General features: G+C 60.2%; 16 protein-coding genes. 14 read left to right on the top strand and 2 right to left on the bottom strand.

What is annotated here, in order from left to right:
• Positions 1-3 precede the first annotated feature (3 nt).
• Positions 4-594, top strand: coding sequence for an LON peptidase substrate-binding domain-containing protein (locus tag ACA048_RS25945; RefSeq protein WP_497626859.1), 591 nt, complete (start codon positions 4-6; stop codon positions 592-594).
• Positions 595-615: 21 nt separating this feature from the next.
• On the opposite strand, the gene ACA048_RS25940 is transcribed toward ACA048_RS25945, so the two are convergent.
• A complete protein-coding gene (locus tag ACA048_RS25940; protein ID WP_497626858.1) occupies positions 616-1,932 on the bottom strand; it encodes a bifunctional DedA family/phosphatase PAP2 family protein in 1,317 nt (438 codons plus the stop codon).
• A gap of 136 nt (positions 1,933-2,068) precedes the next feature.
• On the bottom strand, positions 2,069-2,815 hold the full coding sequence (locus tag ACA048_RS25935; RefSeq protein WP_497626857.1) for a DNA-3-methyladenine glycosylase: 747 nt from the start codon (positions 2,813-2,815) through the stop codon (positions 2,069-2,071).
• Positions 2,816-3,004: 189 nt separating this feature from the next.
• Here ACA048_RS25935 and ACA048_RS25930 point away from each other — a divergent pair, with 189 nt between their 5' ends.
• The 13 genes from ACA048_RS25930 (at position 3,005) to ACA048_RS25870 (ending at position 15,595) form a co-directional block, all read left to right on the top strand.
• Positions 3,005-4,276, top strand: a complete 1,272-nt coding sequence (locus tag ACA048_RS25930; RefSeq protein WP_497626856.1) for a glutamate-5-semialdehyde dehydrogenase — start codon at positions 3,005-3,007, stop codon at positions 4,274-4,276.
• A 1-nt stretch (position 4,277) separates the two neighbouring features.
• Positions 4,278-4,967, top strand: coding sequence for a nicotinate-nucleotide adenylyltransferase (nadD, locus tag ACA048_RS25925; protein ID WP_497626855.1), 690 nt, complete (start codon positions 4,278-4,280; stop codon positions 4,965-4,967).
• A 72-nt stretch (positions 4,968-5,039) separates the two neighbouring features.
• Complete coding sequence (gene rsfS / locus ACA048_RS25920) at positions 5,040-5,534, top strand: ribosome silencing factor (RefSeq protein WP_497626854.1); 495 nt, start codon at positions 5,040-5,042, stop codon at positions 5,532-5,534.
• A 9-nt stretch (positions 5,535-5,543) separates the two neighbouring features.
• On the top strand, positions 5,544-6,011 hold the full coding sequence (gene rlmH / locus ACA048_RS25915) for a 23S rRNA (pseudouridine(1915)-N(3))-methyltransferase RlmH (RefSeq protein WP_007937439.1): 468 nt from the start codon (positions 5,544-5,546) through the stop codon (positions 6,009-6,011).
• Between the two features lie 10 nt (positions 6,012-6,021).
• Complete coding sequence (gene mrdA / locus ACA048_RS25910) at positions 6,022-7,917, top strand: penicillin-binding protein 2 (RefSeq protein WP_497626853.1); 1,896 nt, start codon at positions 6,022-6,024, stop codon at positions 7,915-7,917.
• Between the two features lie 31 nt (positions 7,918-7,948).
• Positions 7,949-9,052, top strand: coding sequence for a rod shape-determining protein RodA (rodA, locus tag ACA048_RS25905; RefSeq protein ID WP_452629001.1), 1,104 nt, complete (start codon positions 7,949-7,951; stop codon positions 9,050-9,052).
• Between the two features lie 17 nt (positions 9,053-9,069).
• Positions 9,070-10,080 (top strand): lytic murein transglycosylase B, encoded by a 1,011-nt coding sequence (gene mltB, locus ACA048_RS25900; RefSeq protein WP_497626852.1) that lies wholly within the window; start codon positions 9,070-9,072, stop codon positions 10,078-10,080.
• Positions 10,080-11,093 carry a septal ring lytic transglycosylase RlpA family protein gene (locus ACA048_RS25895; RefSeq protein ID WP_497626851.1) on the top strand — a complete coding sequence of 338 codons (1,014 nt, stop codon included), beginning with the start codon at positions 10,080-10,082 and terminating at the stop codon, positions 11,091-11,093. Before mltB ends, ACA048_RS25895 begins: the two co-directional genes overlap by 1 nt.
• Positions 11,094-11,274: 181 nt before the next feature.
• Positions 11,275-12,432 (top strand): D-alanyl-D-alanine carboxypeptidase family protein, encoded by a 1,158-nt coding sequence (locus ACA048_RS25890; protein ID WP_223521965.1) that lies wholly within the window; start codon positions 11,275-11,277, stop codon positions 12,430-12,432.
• Positions 12,433-12,519: 87 nt separating this feature from the next.
• Positions 12,520-12,795 carry a DUF493 domain-containing protein gene (locus ACA048_RS25885; protein ID WP_497626850.1) on the top strand — a complete coding sequence of 92 codons (276 nt, stop codon included), beginning with the start codon at positions 12,520-12,522 and terminating at the stop codon, positions 12,793-12,795.
• Positions 12,795-13,442, top strand: a complete 648-nt coding sequence (gene lipB / locus ACA048_RS25880; RefSeq protein WP_175387931.1) for a lipoyl(octanoyl) transferase LipB — start codon at positions 12,795-12,797, stop codon at positions 13,440-13,442. The genes ACA048_RS25885 and lipB overlap by 1 nt, the downstream gene beginning before the upstream one ends.
• 1 nt (position 13,443) lies before the next feature.
• A complete protein-coding gene (gene lipA, locus ACA048_RS25875) occupies positions 13,444-14,469 on the top strand; it encodes a lipoyl synthase (RefSeq protein ID WP_497626849.1) in 1,026 nt (341 codons plus the stop codon).
• Between the two features lie 175 nt (positions 14,470-14,644).
• A complete protein-coding gene (locus ACA048_RS25870) occupies positions 14,645-15,595 on the top strand; it encodes a S66 peptidase family protein (protein WP_497626848.1) in 951 nt (316 codons plus the stop codon).
• The last annotated feature ends 58 nt before the right edge of the window (positions 15,596-15,653 follow it).

The raw sequence follows: 15,653 nt of genomic DNA, 5'->3' as shown, positions 1-15,653 counted from the left end.
TCTATGATCTTGCCGCTTTTCCCACTGAACACGGTGCTGTTTCCTGGCTGCATCCTCGACTTGCAGATCTTCGAGGCGCGCTACCTGGACATGATCAGCCGCTGCATGAAACAGGGCGTCGGCTTCGGCGTGGTATGCATCCTCGACGGCGAAGAAGTCGGCATCGCTCCGGCAGGGTATGCCTTGGTGGGGTGTGAAGCGCTGATCACCGATTTCAAGCAGCAGGACAACGGCCTGCTGGGGATTCGCGTGCAGGGCGGGCGGCGTTTTCATGTCTTGCGCACCGAGGTGCAGCGCGACCAGTTGACCGTCGCCGACGTCGAATGGCTGGAAGATGAACCTGAGCAGCCGCTGCAGGATGAAGACGCCGACCTGGTCGCGTTGCTCAAAGCGTTGGCTGAACACCCGATGGTTGAAGCGTTGAACATGGGCATTGAGGCGACCGGGCAACAATCATTGGCCAATCAGTTGGCCTATTTGCTGCCGTTCGCGGAAGTGGACAAGATTGACCTGCTTCAACTCGACGATCCGCAGCAGCGACTGGATGCGATTCAGGCGCTGCTGGATGAGTTGCAGGGGGAGTTGTTTGCCTGACTGCGGCCGATAAGTCGCACGTCAATACGCATACCGCAACATCGCGTGCGGCAAATGCCGCAAAGCAAAGTACGCAAACAACGCCATCAGCGCCGGCAACACCAACCACCAGACCTTGGGAGGCATGGCGTTGAGCGGTGTCTTGCGCTGACTCAACCACAGGCTCGCCGCACAAACACAGGCAGCCAACATGGCGCCGGCCAATACATCCGTCGGCCAGTGCGCGCCCAGGTACACCCGCGACAACGCAATCGCCAGCGCAGGCAAGCAGCCCAGCAGCAACCAGGTCAGGCGCATCCGCGGTGGTTGTCCTCGGCCCGCCAGCACGGCGAGGGTCAGGAACAGCGCGAATGATCCCGAGGCATGGCCGCTGGGCATGCTGTAGCTGGTCAGCGGATCGCTGAGCACTTCCGGGCGCACGCGGGCGAAGAAGTGTTTGGTTGCCGTATTGCCCAGCGCGGTGCAGAGCAGGGTGCTGCCGGCAAAAATTGCCTGCCGCCATTGTCGAGTGATCAGCAGCAAACCGGTCAGCAGTGCGCTGAACAACAGCATGTTGCGAAACTCGCCAATCAGCGTAAAGACGACAGCCACTTCATCGAGCATCGGGCCGCGGTGTTCCTGCACCAACGTCATCACGCCCTGATCAAGCGCGGTCAGGTGCGGATAGCCGATAAACAGTCCCGCCAGAATCAGCAAGCTCATCCCGGCAACCAGCATCGTCGCCTTGCGATGACGGCGCAGGCTGCTGGTGATGCTCAAACCAACCATGACGGCAATAGCGCCAGCGACGACTCCCGCCTCAGGCCAGAAACCTTCCGGCAACGGCAAGCGAATCGCCGCACCCGTCGCCCAACCAGGCAGCAGATACGCGACACTCCAGCCAGCGGCAGCCAGCAGGCTGACGGCGAAAAATCGAGGGAATGGCATATCGAACATCCCGGCAACCATCGGCAACATCGGGCGCAGCGGTCCGATAAAGCGTCCGACCAGCAGGCTGGCGATGCCATAACGTTGGAAATACGCCTCGGCGCCGGCAATCCATTCCGGGTGATGGCGTAAGCCGGGCAGGCGTCGGATGTTCTGGTGGAAATGCCGTCCGACGAAGTACGAAACGACGTCACCCAGCACCCCGGCAACGAACCCCAGCAGCAGCGTTTCACTCAGCGACAGCGCGCCACTGCCGGCCAGGACCGCCACGGCAAACAGCAACACCGTGCCGGGCACGATCAGCCCGGCAATCGCCAGGCACTCCACAAAGGCCACTAAGAACACCGCCGCAGCCAGCCATTGCGGGTTGACCGTCAACCAACCGGTGACGCTATCGAGCCATGGGCCCATAAAAACAACTCCATAAATGTTCATTGGTCCCATGGGGGACGAACGCAATCTTCAAAACACTACAGATCCCTTGTGGGAGCGATCTGTGGCGAGGGGGCTTGCCCTCATGAAAAACCAGAGCGAATTCCAACCTGTTTTAAGGCTGCAGGGTTCCCCTGCAACATAGAATCTCCCACCGGGGGGCGTCATCAAGGCAACAAAAATCGCGACCTTCGACCTGCCCCCGTCGCAGCGGGTTGTGCGTGCAATACGGCGCGTAAGCCGCATCGACAAAGCGGTACATCAAATGTTCGTCGCGCCCATGGGGAATGCCCAAGCGCGTGGTCTGGATGATGTGAGCGGGCGTCGGACCAATGTCTTCCACCAGTAACACTTCATGATCGAAACGCTTGGCGTCCCAGACCGGCACCTTCAAACCCAGGGCCTTGCACAACAGGGTCTGCCCGGCACACAGCTTTTGCGAGGGTCGAGGGCGGCCTTGGGCGTCGGGGTTGTTCAGCAGCATTTGCGCCAGGCTCGCCGGCCCGCTCAGTTCATCGACCCATGGATAGGCCGATTTGATCAGCACCGCGTTGCCGGGGCCTTTGGCACTGAAATTCAGCGAATCGCCGCCACGGGCGTAATACATATAGATGTGCCCGCCATCCAGAAACAAAGCCTTACGTTTTTCTGTGTAGCCGAGGGAGGCGTGGCTGCCTTTTTCTTCAAGGTAATAGGCTTCGGTTTCAATAATCCGGGCGCTGAGCCACAGGTTGCCGACCCGGTGACGAATGACTTTGCCGAGTAAATCACGGGCCAGCGCTTGCGCGTCACGGTCGAAAAACGCGTCCGCAAGCCCCGTAGGCAGGCTTGTAGCGGACGCTCGAACAGTCAGGTTAGACATGATGAACGGTGTTTGTCAGGGCTTATAGAGCGGCGATGATAACAATTTGCAGCTTAATCACGGCTGAACGTCGGCAAATTGCCCTCGATTTCGACCATCCGCCCGTCACCGCTGTTAGTCGGGAGACGCGACAGCTATAATCTGCCGCTTTACTCTTTACCAAGACCTTAGCAAAGACCAATCCAGACCATGACTGAGTCCGTTCTTGACTACATGACCCGCCTGGGTCGCGCTGCCCGCGAAGCCTCTCGCGTCATCGGCTGCGCCAGCACCGCGCAGAAAAACCGCGCCTTGCAGGCTGCTGCCAATGCGCTGGACGCTGCACGCGCCGAGTTGACGTCGGCCAATGAACTGGATTTGGCCGCGGGTCGCGCCAATGGTCTTGAACCGGCCCTGCTGGAGCGTCTGGCGCTGACCCCGGAACGCATCGACGGCATGATTGTCGGCCTGCGCCAGGTGGCCGCATTGCCGGACCCGGTCGGCGCGATTCGCGACATGAGCTTCCGCCCGTCGGGCATTCAGGTCGGTAAAATGCGCGTGCCGCTGGGCGTGATCGGGATCATCTACGAATCCCGTCCCAACGTGACCATCGATGCCGCCAGCCTGTGCCTCAAGTCTGGCAATGCAACCATTCTGCGTGGCGGCTCCGAAGCGATCCATTCCAATCGCGCCATCGCCGCCTGCATCCAGCGCGGTCTGGCCGAAGCCGAACTGCCAGCCGCCGTGGTTCAAGTGGTCGAAACCACCGATCGTGCCGCCGTTGGCGCACTGATCACCATGCCGGAATACGTCGACGTCATCGTGCCCCGTGGTGGCCGTGGCCTGATCGAACGCGTCAGCCGTGACGCCCGTGTGCCGGTGATCAAACACCTGGACGGCATCTGCCACGTCTACGTGAGTGAACATGCCGATCTGGCGAAAGCCCAGCGCATCGCGTTCAACGCCAAGACGTACCGTTATGGCATCTGCGGCGCCATGGAAACGCTGCTGGTGGACCAAGCCGTTGCCAAAGATTTCCTGCCATCGATGGCTGCCCAGTTCCGCGAAAAAGGCGTCGAGCTGCGTGGTTGCGAGAGGACGCGGGCGATTATCGATGCAGTAGCGGCCACCGAAGAAGACTGGACTACCGAATACCTGGCGCCGATTTTGTCGATCCGCGTGGTCGACGGGCTGGACCAGGCCATCGAGCATATTAATAAGCACGGCTCCCATCACACCGACTCGATCGTCAGCGAAAACCTCGCCGACACACGGCGTTTTGTCGCGCAAGTCGATTCGTCGTCGGTGATGATCAACACCCCGACGTGCTTCGCCGATGGCTTCGAATACGGATTGGGTGCCGAGATTGGCATTTCTACTGATAAGCTGCACGCCCGCGGCCCGGTGGGCCTCGAAGGTTTGACCTGCGAGAAGTACATCGTCGTCGGTGATGGCCAGTTGCGCGGCCAGGCGTCGGTCTGACTTGGGCGACCTCGACCCGACAGCCCCAGCCACTTCAAGCGAGCCTCAACCTCGCCGGATTGGCATGCTGGGCGGTACGTTCGACCCGGTGCACATCGGCCATCTGCGCGGTGCGCTGGAAGTCGCCGAATCGTTGGCGCTCGATGAGTTGCGTCTGACACCCAGTGCCAGACCGCCGCATCGCGGTACGCCGCAGGTGTCGGCAAAAGACCGTCTGGCGATGGTCGAGTGCGCGGTGGCCGGTGTGGCGCCGTTGGTGGTGGACGCCCGCGAATTGCAGCGGGACAAACCGTCCTACACTATTGATACCCTGGAGCTGATGCGCGCCGAACTGCCCGCCCAGACCCAGGTTTTTCTACTTTTGGGCTGGGACGCATTTTGCGGCCTGCCCACTTGGCACCGCTGGGAAGAGTTGCTCCAGCATTGCCACATCCTGGTGCTGCAACGCCCGGATGCCGACAGCGAACCGCCGGATGCCTTGCGCAACCTGCTGGCAGCGCGCTCGGTGAGCGACCCGCTGGCCCTCAAAGGGCCGAGCGGACAGATTGCATTCGTCTGGCAGACACCGCTCGCGGTATCCGCCACCCAGATCCGTCAACTGCTGGCCAGCGGTAAGTCGGTACGTTTCCTGGTGCCCGACGCGGTCCTGGCCTACATCGATGCGCACGGACTTTACCGTGCGTCGAACTGAAAAGAGGCGCGCTTCAAGGCACGTGATCACGTGTATCGAAGCCCCCGAACATACGAGCAAAACGAGTTTTATATGACTGACAAAGACGTAGCTAAAGTAAAGCGCAAAGGCACATTCAAAAGCGCCCCACTGCCAGTAGTAGCACCCACCGGCCCGGAGCTGGCCGGTGAGGAGCTGGTCAAGGTTGCCGTAGCGGCCCTGGAAGACGTCAAGGCCCAGGACATTCAGGTGATCGACGTTCGTGAAAAGCAGAGCATCACTGACTTCATGATCATCGCTACCGGTACGTCCAACCGCCAGATCGGCGCGATGCTGGACAAGGTGCGCGAAGCCGTCAAAGCCCAGGGCGTGAAGCCGCTGGGTGAAGAAGGCAAGGGCGACAGCGACTGGGTGCTGCTGGATATGGACGACGTCATCGTGCACATGATGACTGCCTCGGCTCGCCAGTTCTATGACCTGGAGCGTCTGTGGTCCGGCGCCGAACAGAGCCGTGCTCTGAACGCGGCTCACCACAGCCCGGAAAATACCCACGAGCATTTCATCAAGCTCAACAAAGACCAGCAATAAGGGCCCGCTGTGCGACTGCGACTGATCGCCGTCGGTTCACGGATGCCCAAGTGGGTGGAAGAAGGCTGGCATGAATATGCCAAGCGTCTTCCGTCCGAACTGGCGCTGGAACTGGTGGAAATACCGCTCAACACCCGTGGCAAGAACGCCGACGTGGCGCGCTTCATCCGTCAGGAAGGCGAAGCCATGCTGGCCAAGGTCGGGCCGAATGAGCGTGTTGTCACCCTCGAAGTCCACGGCAAGCCCTGGAGCACTGAGCAGTTGGCGGTCGAACTCGATCGCTGGCGCCTGGACTCGCGCACGGTGAATTTCATGGTCGGCGGTCCCGAAGGGCTGGCGCCGGAAGTCTGTGCCCGAGCCGATCAGCGCTGGTCATTGTCGCCGTTGACGTTGCCGCACCCGCTGGTGCGAATCCTGATCGGCGAACAGCTGTATCGTGCCTGGACAGTCTTGTCCGGCCACCCTTACCACAAGTAGTTCTGCCCTCATGTCTCAGCCGATCCGTATCAAGGACCACGAAAAAGACGCCCGTCTGGTGCGTGGTCGCGTCGTGTTCGGTGCAATTGCGGTAGTAGCGCTGATTTGTGTGCTGATTGCGCGGTTGTATTTCCTGCAGGTGATCCAGTACGAGTACCACTCGACCCTGTCGGAAAACAACCGCGTCCATGTGCAGCCGATTCCGCCCACCCGTGGGCTGATCTTCGACCGTAATGGCGTGGTGGTGGCTGATAACCGGCCCAGCTTCAGCCTGAGCATGACCCGCGAGCGTTCCGGCGACTGGCAGCAAGTGCTCGACGTGATTGTCGAAGTGCTGGAGCTGACACCCGAGGACCGGGTGATCTTCGAGAAACGCATGCGTCAGGGGCGTCGGCCATTCGAGCCGGTGCCCATTCTGTTCGAGCTGACCGAAGAACAGATCGCCCGGATCGCCGTGAACCAGTTCCGCCTGCCGGGCGTGGAAGTGGTTGCGCAGCTGGTTCGTCACTATCCGCAGGGCGCGCACTTTGCGCACTCGGTGGGTTACATGGGGCGAATCAACGAGAAAGAGCTCAAGTCACTGGATCCTGTGAGTTACAGCGGCACCCATCAAATTGGCAAAACCGGCATCGAACGTTTCTATGAGCCGGAATTGCACGGTCAGGTCGGTTACGAAGAAGTCGAAACCAACGCTCGGGGCCGCGTATTGCGTGTGCTCAAGCGTACCGAACCGATTTCCGGCAAGGACATCGTCCTGAGCCTGGACATCAAATTGCAGGAAGCGGCCGAAGCGGCACTGGGCGGTCGTCGTGGTGCCGTCGTGGCGCTGGACCCGAAAACCGGCGAAGTGCTGGCGATGGTCAGCCAGCCAAGTTTCGACCCGAACCTGTTCGTCACAGGCATCAGTTCCAAGGCCTATTCCGAACTGCGCGACTCCATCGACCGGCCGCTGTTCAACCGCGTGCTGCGAGGTCTGTACCCACCGGGTTCGACCATCAAGCCGGCGGTGGCGATTGCCGGCCTGGATTCGGGTGTGGTCACCGCGTCGACCCGCGTGTTCGACCCCGGTTATTACCAACTGCCCAATTACGATCACAAATACCGTAACTGGAACCGTACCGGCGACGGTTACGTGGATCTGGACACGGCGATCATGCGTTCCAACGATACCTACTTCTATGACCTGGCCCACAAGCTGGGGATTGATCGGTTGTCGGCGTACCTGGGCAAATTCGGTATCGGCCAAAAGGTCTCGCTGGACATGTTCGAAGAATCGCCGGGCCTGATGCCGTCCCGCGAGTGGAAACGTGCGACCCGCCGCCAAGCCTGGTTCCCGGGCGAAACCCTGATTCTGGGGATCGGTCAGGGCTATATGCAGTCCACGCCGCTGCAACTGGCCCAGGCCACGGCGCTGGTGGCCAACAAAGGTGTGTGGAACCGTCCGCACCTGGCCAAGACGGTCGAAGGCGAGAAGCCCAAGGATGAAAATCCGATGCCGAATATCGTTCTGCGCGATCCGTCGGACTGGACCAAGGTCAACCACGGTATGCAACAGGTGATGCACGGCGCTCGCGGTACGGCGCGCAAGGCATCGATTGGCGCGCAATACCGGATTGCCGGGAAAAGTGGTACGGCCCAGGTAGTCGCGATCAAGCAGGGCGAGAAGTACGACCGCTCCAAGGTTCAGGAACGTCACCGCGACCACGCCTTGTTTGTCGGCTTTGCGCCGGCTGACAACCCGCAAATCGTGGTGTCGGTGATGGTCGAGAACGGCGAGTCCGGTTCCGGGGTCGCCGCGCCAGTGGTGCGTCAAATCATGGATGCCTGGCTCCTGGACCAGGACGGTCATCTCAAAGCCGAGTACGCCAGCCCTGTCAGTGCGGAGGTTACGGCCCATGATGAATAATTTTGATCGCATGCTCTCAAGCGAAGATGTGATGCGTCGCCGCGCGACGCTGTTGCAACGCCTGCACATCGATGGGCCGTTGCTCATTTTGTTGCTGACCCTCGCCGCCGGCAGCCTGTTCGTCCTGTATTCGGCCAGTGGCAAGAGCTGGGACCTGCTGGCCAAGCAAGCCACTTCGTTTGGTATTGGCCTGGTGTCGATGGTCGTCATCGCGCAGTTCGAACCGCGTTTCATGGCGCGGTGGGTGCCGGTCGGTTATGTGCTCGGTGTGCTGTTGCTGGTAGTGGTGGACGTCATGGGGCACAACGCCATGGGCGCCACGCGCTGGATCAACATTCCCGGGGTGATCCGCTTCCAGCCCTCGGAGTTCATGAAAATCCTGATGCCGGCGACCATCGCCTGGTATTTGTCCAAGCGCACTTTGCCGCCGCAGCTCAAGCACGTTGCGGTCAGTCTGTTTCTGATTGGCTTGCCATTTATCTTGATCGTGCGTCAGCCGGACCTGGGGACATCGCTCCTGATCCTCGCGGGTGGCGCGTTTGTGTTGTTCATGGGTGGCCTGCGCTGGCGCTGGATCATCAGCGTGCTGGCGGCTGCCGTGCCAGTGGCCGTGGGCATGTGGTACTTCATCATGCACGACTATCAGAAGCAGCGAATCCTGACGTTCCTCGACCCGGAGAGCGATCCGTTGGGGACTGGCTGGAACATCATTCAGTCGAAAGCCGCCATCGGTTCCGGTGGTGTGTTTGGCAAGGGCTGGCTGCTGGGCACCCAGTCGCACCTGGACTTCCTGCCGGAAAGCCACACCGACTTCATTATTGCGGTATTGGGCGAAGAGTTCGGCCTGGTCGGCATTTGCGCGTTGCTGTTGATTTACCTGCTGTTGATCGGTCGCGGGCTGGTGATTACCGCTCAGGCCCAGACATTGTTCGGCAAATTGCTCGCGGGCAGTTTGACCATGACGTTTTTTGTTTATGTTTTCGTCAACATCGGTATGGTCAGTGGCCTGTTGCCGGTGGTGGGGGTGCCGTTGCCGTTCATTAGCTACGGAGGAACTTCGCTGGTAACGCTGCTGTCAGCGTTTGGGGTTTTGATGTCGATCCATACCCATCGTAAGTGGATCGCACAGGTTTGAATAAGGTGAAGATTTCAATGCAAGTAATGCGTGGCTGGGCGACTCGATACGCGCCATGGGTCGGCCTGGTAAGCATCCTTGGCACAACGCAGCACGCGTTGGCCGGCGAGTACGAAGGCTCACCCCAGGTGGCCGAATTCGTCGGCGAAATGACCCGCGATTACGGTTTCGCCGGTGAACAGCTGATGGGCGTGTTCCGCGAAGCCGAGCGCAAGCAGTCGATTCTGGACGCGATCTCGAAACCCGCCGAGCGGGTCAAGCAATGGAACGAATACCGCCCGATGTTCATCACCGATGCGCGTATCGCCCGTGGTGTGGACTTCTGGCGTCAGCACGAAGCGGTCCTGGCGCGTGCGGAGCAGGAATACGGTGTGCCCGCGCAGGTGATCGTCTCGATCATCGGCGTTGAAACCTTTTTCGGTCGCAATACCGGCAATTACCGGGTGATCGACGCATTGTCGACCCTGGGCTTCGACTATCCTCCCCGCGCTGAATTCTTTCGCAAGGAATTGCGTGAGTTTTTGCTGCTGGCCCGGGAAGAGCAGGTCGATCCGTTGACCCTCAAAGGCTCCTACGCAGGTGCCATGGGGTTGCCGCAGTTCATGCCGAGCAGTTTTCGCGCGTATGCGGTGGACTTCGACGGTGACGGTCACATTAATATCTGGACCAATCCCGACGATGCCATTGGTAGCGTCGCCAGTTACTTCAAACGTCACGGCTGGGTCGCCGGCGAACCGGTGGTCAGCCGCGCCGATGCTCGAGGCGAGCAGATCGAGGACGGTTTGACCACGGGTATCGAGCCGACTAAAACCGTAGGGGAGTTGCGGGCTCTAGGGTGGTCAAGTCATGATGCGCTGCGCGATGATATGCCGGTCACGGCTTTCCGCCTGGAAGGTGACATGGGCCCCGAGTACTGGATGGGCCTGCAGAATTTTTATGCGATCACGCGTTATAACCGCAGCGTGATGTACGCCATGGCCGTACATCAACTGTCTGAACAGCTGGTCCAAGCACGGGGCGTCAAGTAATGCGGGCATTGCCTATGAATAAACCCCTGAAGCTCATGGCTTTCGCCGCGTTGGCGGTGCTGCTCGCCAGTTGTTCGACCAGTCGCGCACCCGCTCAGAAATCCTCGTCCACTTCCGTGCGCGCGACGCCGGGGCTGGACATCAACCGCGCCCACAAAGATGGCGCGCCGTGGTGGGATGTCGACGTATCACGCATCCCGGATGCCACGCCGACCCTGCACAGCGGTCCTTATAAGGCCAACCCGTACACGGTGCTGGGCAAGACCTACTTCCCGCTGCAAGAATCCAAGACTTACGTCGCCTCGGGCACGGCGTCCTGGTATGGCACCAAGTTCCACGGCCAGAACACCGCCAATGGCGAAGTTTACGACCTGTACGGCATGAGTGCCGCGCACAAGACATTGCCACTGCCGAGTTACGTCCGGGTGACCAACCTGGACAACAACAAGAGCGTGATCCTGCGGGTCAACGACCGTGGGCCGTTTTATTCGGACCGTATCATCGACTTGTCCTATGCCGCCGCCAAAAAGCTCGGTTATGCCGAAATCGGCACGGCGCGGGTCAAGGTCGAGGGTATCGACCCGCAACAGTGGTGGGCCCAAAAAGGCCGTCCAGCGCCTTTGATGCTCAACGAGCCGAAAGTCGCGCAAAATAGCGCCCCGGTGATTACGGCTTCGGCCGGTACCGTCGAGCAATGGACGCCTCCGGCGCAGCAACACGCCGCGGCCGTCGTGCCTGTGCAGCTGGATGCAAAAAAAAACGCTTCTGTACCAGCCTCTGGCCAGTATCTGCAGGTGGGCGCGTTCGCCAACCCGGACGCTGCAGAACTCCTGAGATCGAAGCTCAGCGGGATGGTGAGCGCCCCGGTGTTCATCAGCTCGATCGTGCGCAACCAACAGACACTGCATCGGGTGCGTCTGGGGCCGATCGGTTCTCAGGGTGAAATCCAGCAAGTGCAGAACAGCGTGCGCATGGCCAATCTCGGTTCGCCGAGCCTGGTCACCGCCGAGTAATACGTAGTACTTGATTGACGGTTCACTTGCGGTTTAGGGGGTGAACCTGGTTGTTGGCTCGTTAAAGAACAAAAGCCCGGCAAGGGTTCTGAGTGAACAACTGAACACGCGACAGCTCGTTAGAAAGCTGTCTGATTAGTTTTGCCCCTAGGCAGTTTCCATTAGCGATTTCGAGAGACGGATGAACATCACCACCTTTGCCAAACGCCTGTTCCTGTTAGTCCCGCTGCTCCTCTCACCGGCTGCGTTCGCGCTCGAGGTGATGCCAGCTCCACCACAACTGGCCGCCAAAGCCTACGTGCTCATGGATGCCAGCAGCGGCAACGTGCTGGTCGAGAACAATGGTGACCAGCGTCTGCCGCCAGCCAGTCTGACCAAGCTGATGACCGCGTACATCGCGACCCTGGAAATCCGTCGTGGTCAGATCGGCGAAAACGACCCGGTGACCGTCAGCGAAAACGCCTGGCGTACCGGCGGTTCGCGGATGTTCATCAAGGTGGGCTCGCAGGTGACTGTCAGCGACCTGCTGCACGGCATCATCATTCAGTCGGGTAACGACGCCAGTGTTGCACTCTCCGAGCACATCGCCGGCAGCGAAGACGCCTTCGCCGACGTGATGAACAAAACCGTGGCTGACCTGGGCATGACCAACACCCACTTCATGAACCCGACCGGTCTGCCGAACCCTGAGCACTACTCGTCGGCTCACGACATGGCGGTGCTGGCTCGCGCGATCATCCACGAAGACCCGGCTCACTACGCGATCTACTCGCAGAAAGAGTTCTTCTGGAACGGCATCAAGCAACCTAACCGCAACCTGCTGCTGTGGCGCGACAAGACCGTCGACGGTCTGAAAACCGGCCACACCGACGAAGCCGGCTACTGCATGGTGTCTTCGGCTGTACGTGATGGCATGCGCCTGATCGCGGTGGTGTTCGGCACCAGCAGCGAGGTGGCTCGCGCCGCCGAAACCCAGAAGCTGCTGACTTACGGTTTCCGCTTCTTCGAAACCCAGACCTTCTATCAGAAAGGCGCCGAGCTGGCTCAGGCCCCTGTCTGGAAAGGCGCGACCAATCAAGTCAAGGCCGGCCTGGCTGAAGACCTGACCATGACCCTGCCAAAAGGCCAGCTGAAAAAGCTCGCTGCCAGCATGACCATGAACCCGCAGCTGATTGCGCCAATCGCCAAGGGCGACGTGATCGGTAAAGTCGAAGTGAAGCTGGAAGACAAGGTGGTGCACAGCGCCGACCTGATCGCCCTGGACGCTGTCGAGGAGGGTGGTATCTTCCGCCGTATGTGGGATAGCATCCGTCTATTCTTCTACAGCATGTTCAACTGAATTCAGTGTGCACCAGCATGACTCCGCTCTGATCCGGCGCGGTGTCATGCCCGTCGCCACGGCTTACGCTTACGAGGCCGTTACGCCATGACCGATACCGAAGTAAAGGCGCCAAAGATCGAATTCCCTGCCAATGATTACCCGGTTAAGGTGATCAGCGACACCGGCGTGGGTAATAAGGACAAGATCATCGACATCGTCAGGAAACACGCAAAAATCAATGATGAGCGTGTAGACGAACGCCAAAGCAGCAACGGCAAGTACACCACCATCCAGCTGCACATCATCGCCACCGGTCAAGACCAGCTGTACGACATCAACAGCGAATTGCGGGCTACCGGTTTCGTGCACATGGTGCTGTGATGTCTGGCACGCTGGGCTTTCGTGAGCTCGGCCAGATGGCTTACGAGCCGGTCTGGCACGCCATGCAGCGCTTCACCAACGAGCGCGGCAGCGATGCCGCAGACGAGATCTGGCTGGTCGAGCACCCGCCGGTATTCACCCAGGGTCAGGCTGGCAAGGCCGAGCACCTGTTGCTACCGGGGGATATTCCGGTGGTACAGGTCGATCGCGGTGGTCAGGTGACCTATCACGGCCCTGGCCAACTGGTGGCCTATCTGCTGCTGGATGTTCGCAAGCTGGGGTTTGGCGTGCGTGACCTTGTCACCCGCATGGAGCTCTGCCTGATCGAACTGCTGGCGAGCTACGGCGTCACTGCCGCCGCCAAGCCAGACGCGCCGGGTGTCTACGTCAATGGGGCGAAAATCGCTTCCCTGGGTCTGCGGATCCGCCACGGTTGTTCCTTTCACGGCCTGGCCCTGAACGTGGACATGAACCTGGAACCGTTTCGACGGATTAATCCCTGCGGTTACGCCGGGCTGGCGATGACCCAGCTGAGCGATCACGCAGGATCGATTGAATTTGCCGAGGTAAGTGCCCGGCTGCGCGCGCAGCTCGTCAAACACCTCGACTATGCTGAGCAGACGACCCTAACGGGCGGAATCGACTGATATGACTACTGATGCAGTGCAAACCATGATCCCGACGCTTGATGTCACCGAGCGTCCGGCCCCGCGTGCCAAGGTTGAAGCCGGCGTCAAGCTGCGCGGCGCCGAGAAGGTTGCACGTATCCCGGTGAAGATCATTCCGACCACCGAACTGCCGAAGAAACCCGACTGGATTCGCGTGCGCATCCCGGTTTCCCCGGAAGTCGACCGCATCAAGGCCCTGCTGCGCAAACACAAGCTGCACAGCGTGTGCGAAGAAGCGTCCTGCCCGAACCTGGGCGAGTGCTTCTCCGGCGGCACCGCGACGTTCATGATCATGGGCGACATCTGCACCCGTCGCTGCCCGTTCTGCGACGTTGGCCACGGCCGTCCGAAACCACTGGACGTCAATGAGCCGGAAAGCCTGGCCATCGCCATCGCCGACCTGAAGCTTAAATACGTAGTGATTACCTCGGTAGACCGCGACGACCTGCGTGACGGCGGTGCCCAGCACTTTGCCGACTGCATCCGCGAGATCCGCAAGCTGTCGCCGAGCGTGCAGCTCGAAACCCTGGTTCCGGATTACCGTGGCCGGATGGACGTGGCGCTGGAAATCACCGCCGCCGAGCCACCTGATGTGTTCAACCACAACCTGGAAACCGTGCCGCGCCTGTACAAGGCTGCGCGTCCGGGCTCGGACTACCAGTGGTCGCTGACCCTTCTGCAGCGCTTCAAGCAGATGATGCCGCACATTCCAACCAAGTCCGGTCTGATGCTGGGCCTGGGCGAAACCGACGAAGAAGTCATCGACGTCATGAAGCGCATGCGCGAACATGACATCGACATGCTGACCCTGGGCCAGTACCTGCAACCGTCCCGCAGCCACTTGCCGGTGGAGCGTTTTGTGCACCCGGACACCTTCGCCTGGTTCGCCGAGGAAGGTTACAAGATGGGCTTCAAGAACGTCGCGTCCGGCCCGTTGGTACGCTCCTCGTACCACGCCGACGAGCAAGCGAAGCTGGTTAAAGCCGAGCTGATGTCGTCCTTGTAATTTGGCGATGACATAAAAGGCGCCCGCATGGCTTTTCAGGCCTTGCGGGCGTTTTTTTGCCTGGACTGCGCCAGCCAGTGTTTTTTCCTGCCACCTGCGGGCGACTGACCCTCTTCTGTTTGTCCCCGTTCCTGACTACTGTGTGCTGAAGATTTTGGCGCAGGGAGATTCATGGATGACCGTTCGACCGACCCACACGCTGTATCCGCATAAACCGGTTCCGGCCTTGCCGTCGCAAGGGCTGATCGGCGTGATTGCACCCGCCGGTCCTGCCGGGCTGGACACTGACAAAGCCATCGCCTGGATGCGCGCTCGCGGCTATGCGTTGCGGGTGTTTCCCGGGGTGTATGAAAAGGATGGCTATCTGGCCGGCAGTGACGAGGTGCGGCTCAATGATCTGCACGCGGCGTTCGCTGACCCCGAGGTGGATGCCATCATTTGCCTGCGCGGTGGTTATGGCACACCGCGTTTGCTCGACCGTATCGATTTCGAACTGCTGCAAAACAACGCCAAACCGTTCATCGGCTACAGCGACATCACGGCGCTGCACTTGGCGATCAGCCGTTATGCCGGTTTTGTGACCTTTCATGGCCCGATGCTCAATGCCGATTTGCTGGGCGACAAGCAGAAGCCAACCGAGTCATCGTTTTTCAACATGCTCAGAGGGCAGGTGAAGGCCGGCAGTGTACTGTCGCATCCGGTGGCCTGGCCGTTGACCACGATCGAGCCCGGTATCGCTCACGGGCGTTTGCTGGGTGGCAACCTGTCGATGATTGCCGCGACCATGGGCACGCCTTATGAGATGGATGCCGAGGGCGTCATCCTGCTGATCGAGGACGTCAACGAGCCGCTGTATCGCATTGACCGGCTACTGACCCATCTGCGGCTGGCTGGCGCGCTGGGCAAGCTTCGTGGGGTTTTGGTGGGGGATGTGGCAGGGGTCGATGTGGCCGCACTGGAGGGTTTGCTCAAGCAGACTTTCGAACCCTTGCGGATTCCGGTGCTGGCCGGGTGGCGCAGCGGGCATTGTGATCCGAACCTGACGTTGCCGATGGGGGCGTTGGTTCGATTGGATGCGGGGAAGAAGGAGTTGGTGTTGGAGCAGGATGTGGTGGTCAGGCGCTAGAGTTTCGTTGCCTGATAGTCAGTCATCGTCGGAACGCCGCCCGGAGCCGGCTCGCTCC

Source organism: Pseudomonas sp. LBUM1659 (assembly GCF_059716045.1).
The sequence above is the reverse complement of the archived record's forward strand: the minus strand, read 5'-3'. Positions and strand labels throughout refer to the sequence as shown.

What these genes read in the sequence shown, in the direction of transcription:
- ACA048_RS25885 (WP_497626850.1), top strand. Translation starts at nt 12,520, where the DNA reads ATGACCGATACCGAAGTAAAGGCGCCAAAGATCGAATTCCCTGCCAAT.
- ACA048_RS25930 (WP_497626856.1), top strand. Translation starts at nt 3,005, where the DNA reads ATGACTGAGTCCGTTCTTGACTACATGACCCGCCTGGGTCGCGCTGCC.
- ACA048_RS25895 (WP_497626851.1), top strand. Translation starts at nt 10,080, where the DNA reads ATGCGGGCATTGCCTATGAATAAACCCCTGAAGCTCATGGCTTTCGCC.
- mrdA (WP_497626853.1), top strand. Translation starts at nt 6,022, where the DNA reads ATGTCTCAGCCGATCCGTATCAAGGACCACGAAAAAGACGCCCGTCTG.
- ACA048_RS25890 (WP_223521965.1), top strand. Translation starts at nt 11,275, where the DNA reads ATGAACATCACCACCTTTGCCAAACGCCTGTTCCTGTTAGTCCCGCTG.
- ACA048_RS25870 (WP_497626848.1), top strand. Translation starts at nt 14,645, where the DNA reads ATGACCGTTCGACCGACCCACACGCTGTATCCGCATAAACCGGTTCCG.
- ACA048_RS25935 (WP_497626857.1), bottom strand. Translation starts at nt 2,815, where the DNA reads ATGTCTAACCTGACTGTTCGAGCGTCCGCTACAAGCCTGCCTACGGGG.
- lipA (WP_497626849.1), top strand. Translation starts at nt 13,444, where the DNA reads ATGACTACTGATGCAGTGCAAACCATGATCCCGACGCTTGATGTCACC.
- rodA (WP_452629001.1), top strand. Translation starts at nt 7,949, where the DNA reads ATGCGTCGCCGCGCGACGCTGTTGCAACGCCTGCACATCGATGGGCCG.
- rsfS (WP_497626854.1), top strand. Translation starts at nt 5,040, where the DNA reads ATGACTGACAAAGACGTAGCTAAAGTAAAGCGCAAAGGCACATTCAAA.
- mltB (WP_497626852.1), top strand. Translation starts at nt 9,070, where the DNA reads ATGCAAGTAATGCGTGGCTGGGCGACTCGATACGCGCCATGGGTCGGC.
- ACA048_RS25945 (WP_497626859.1), top strand. Translation starts at nt 4, where the DNA reads ATGATCTTGCCGCTTTTCCCACTGAACACGGTGCTGTTTCCTGGCTGC.
- lipB (WP_175387931.1), top strand. Translation starts at nt 12,795, where the DNA reads ATGTCTGGCACGCTGGGCTTTCGTGAGCTCGGCCAGATGGCTTACGAG.
- ACA048_RS25940 (WP_497626858.1), bottom strand. Translation starts at nt 1,932, where the DNA reads ATGGGCCCATGGCTCGATAGCGTCACCGGTTGGTTGACGGTCAACCCG.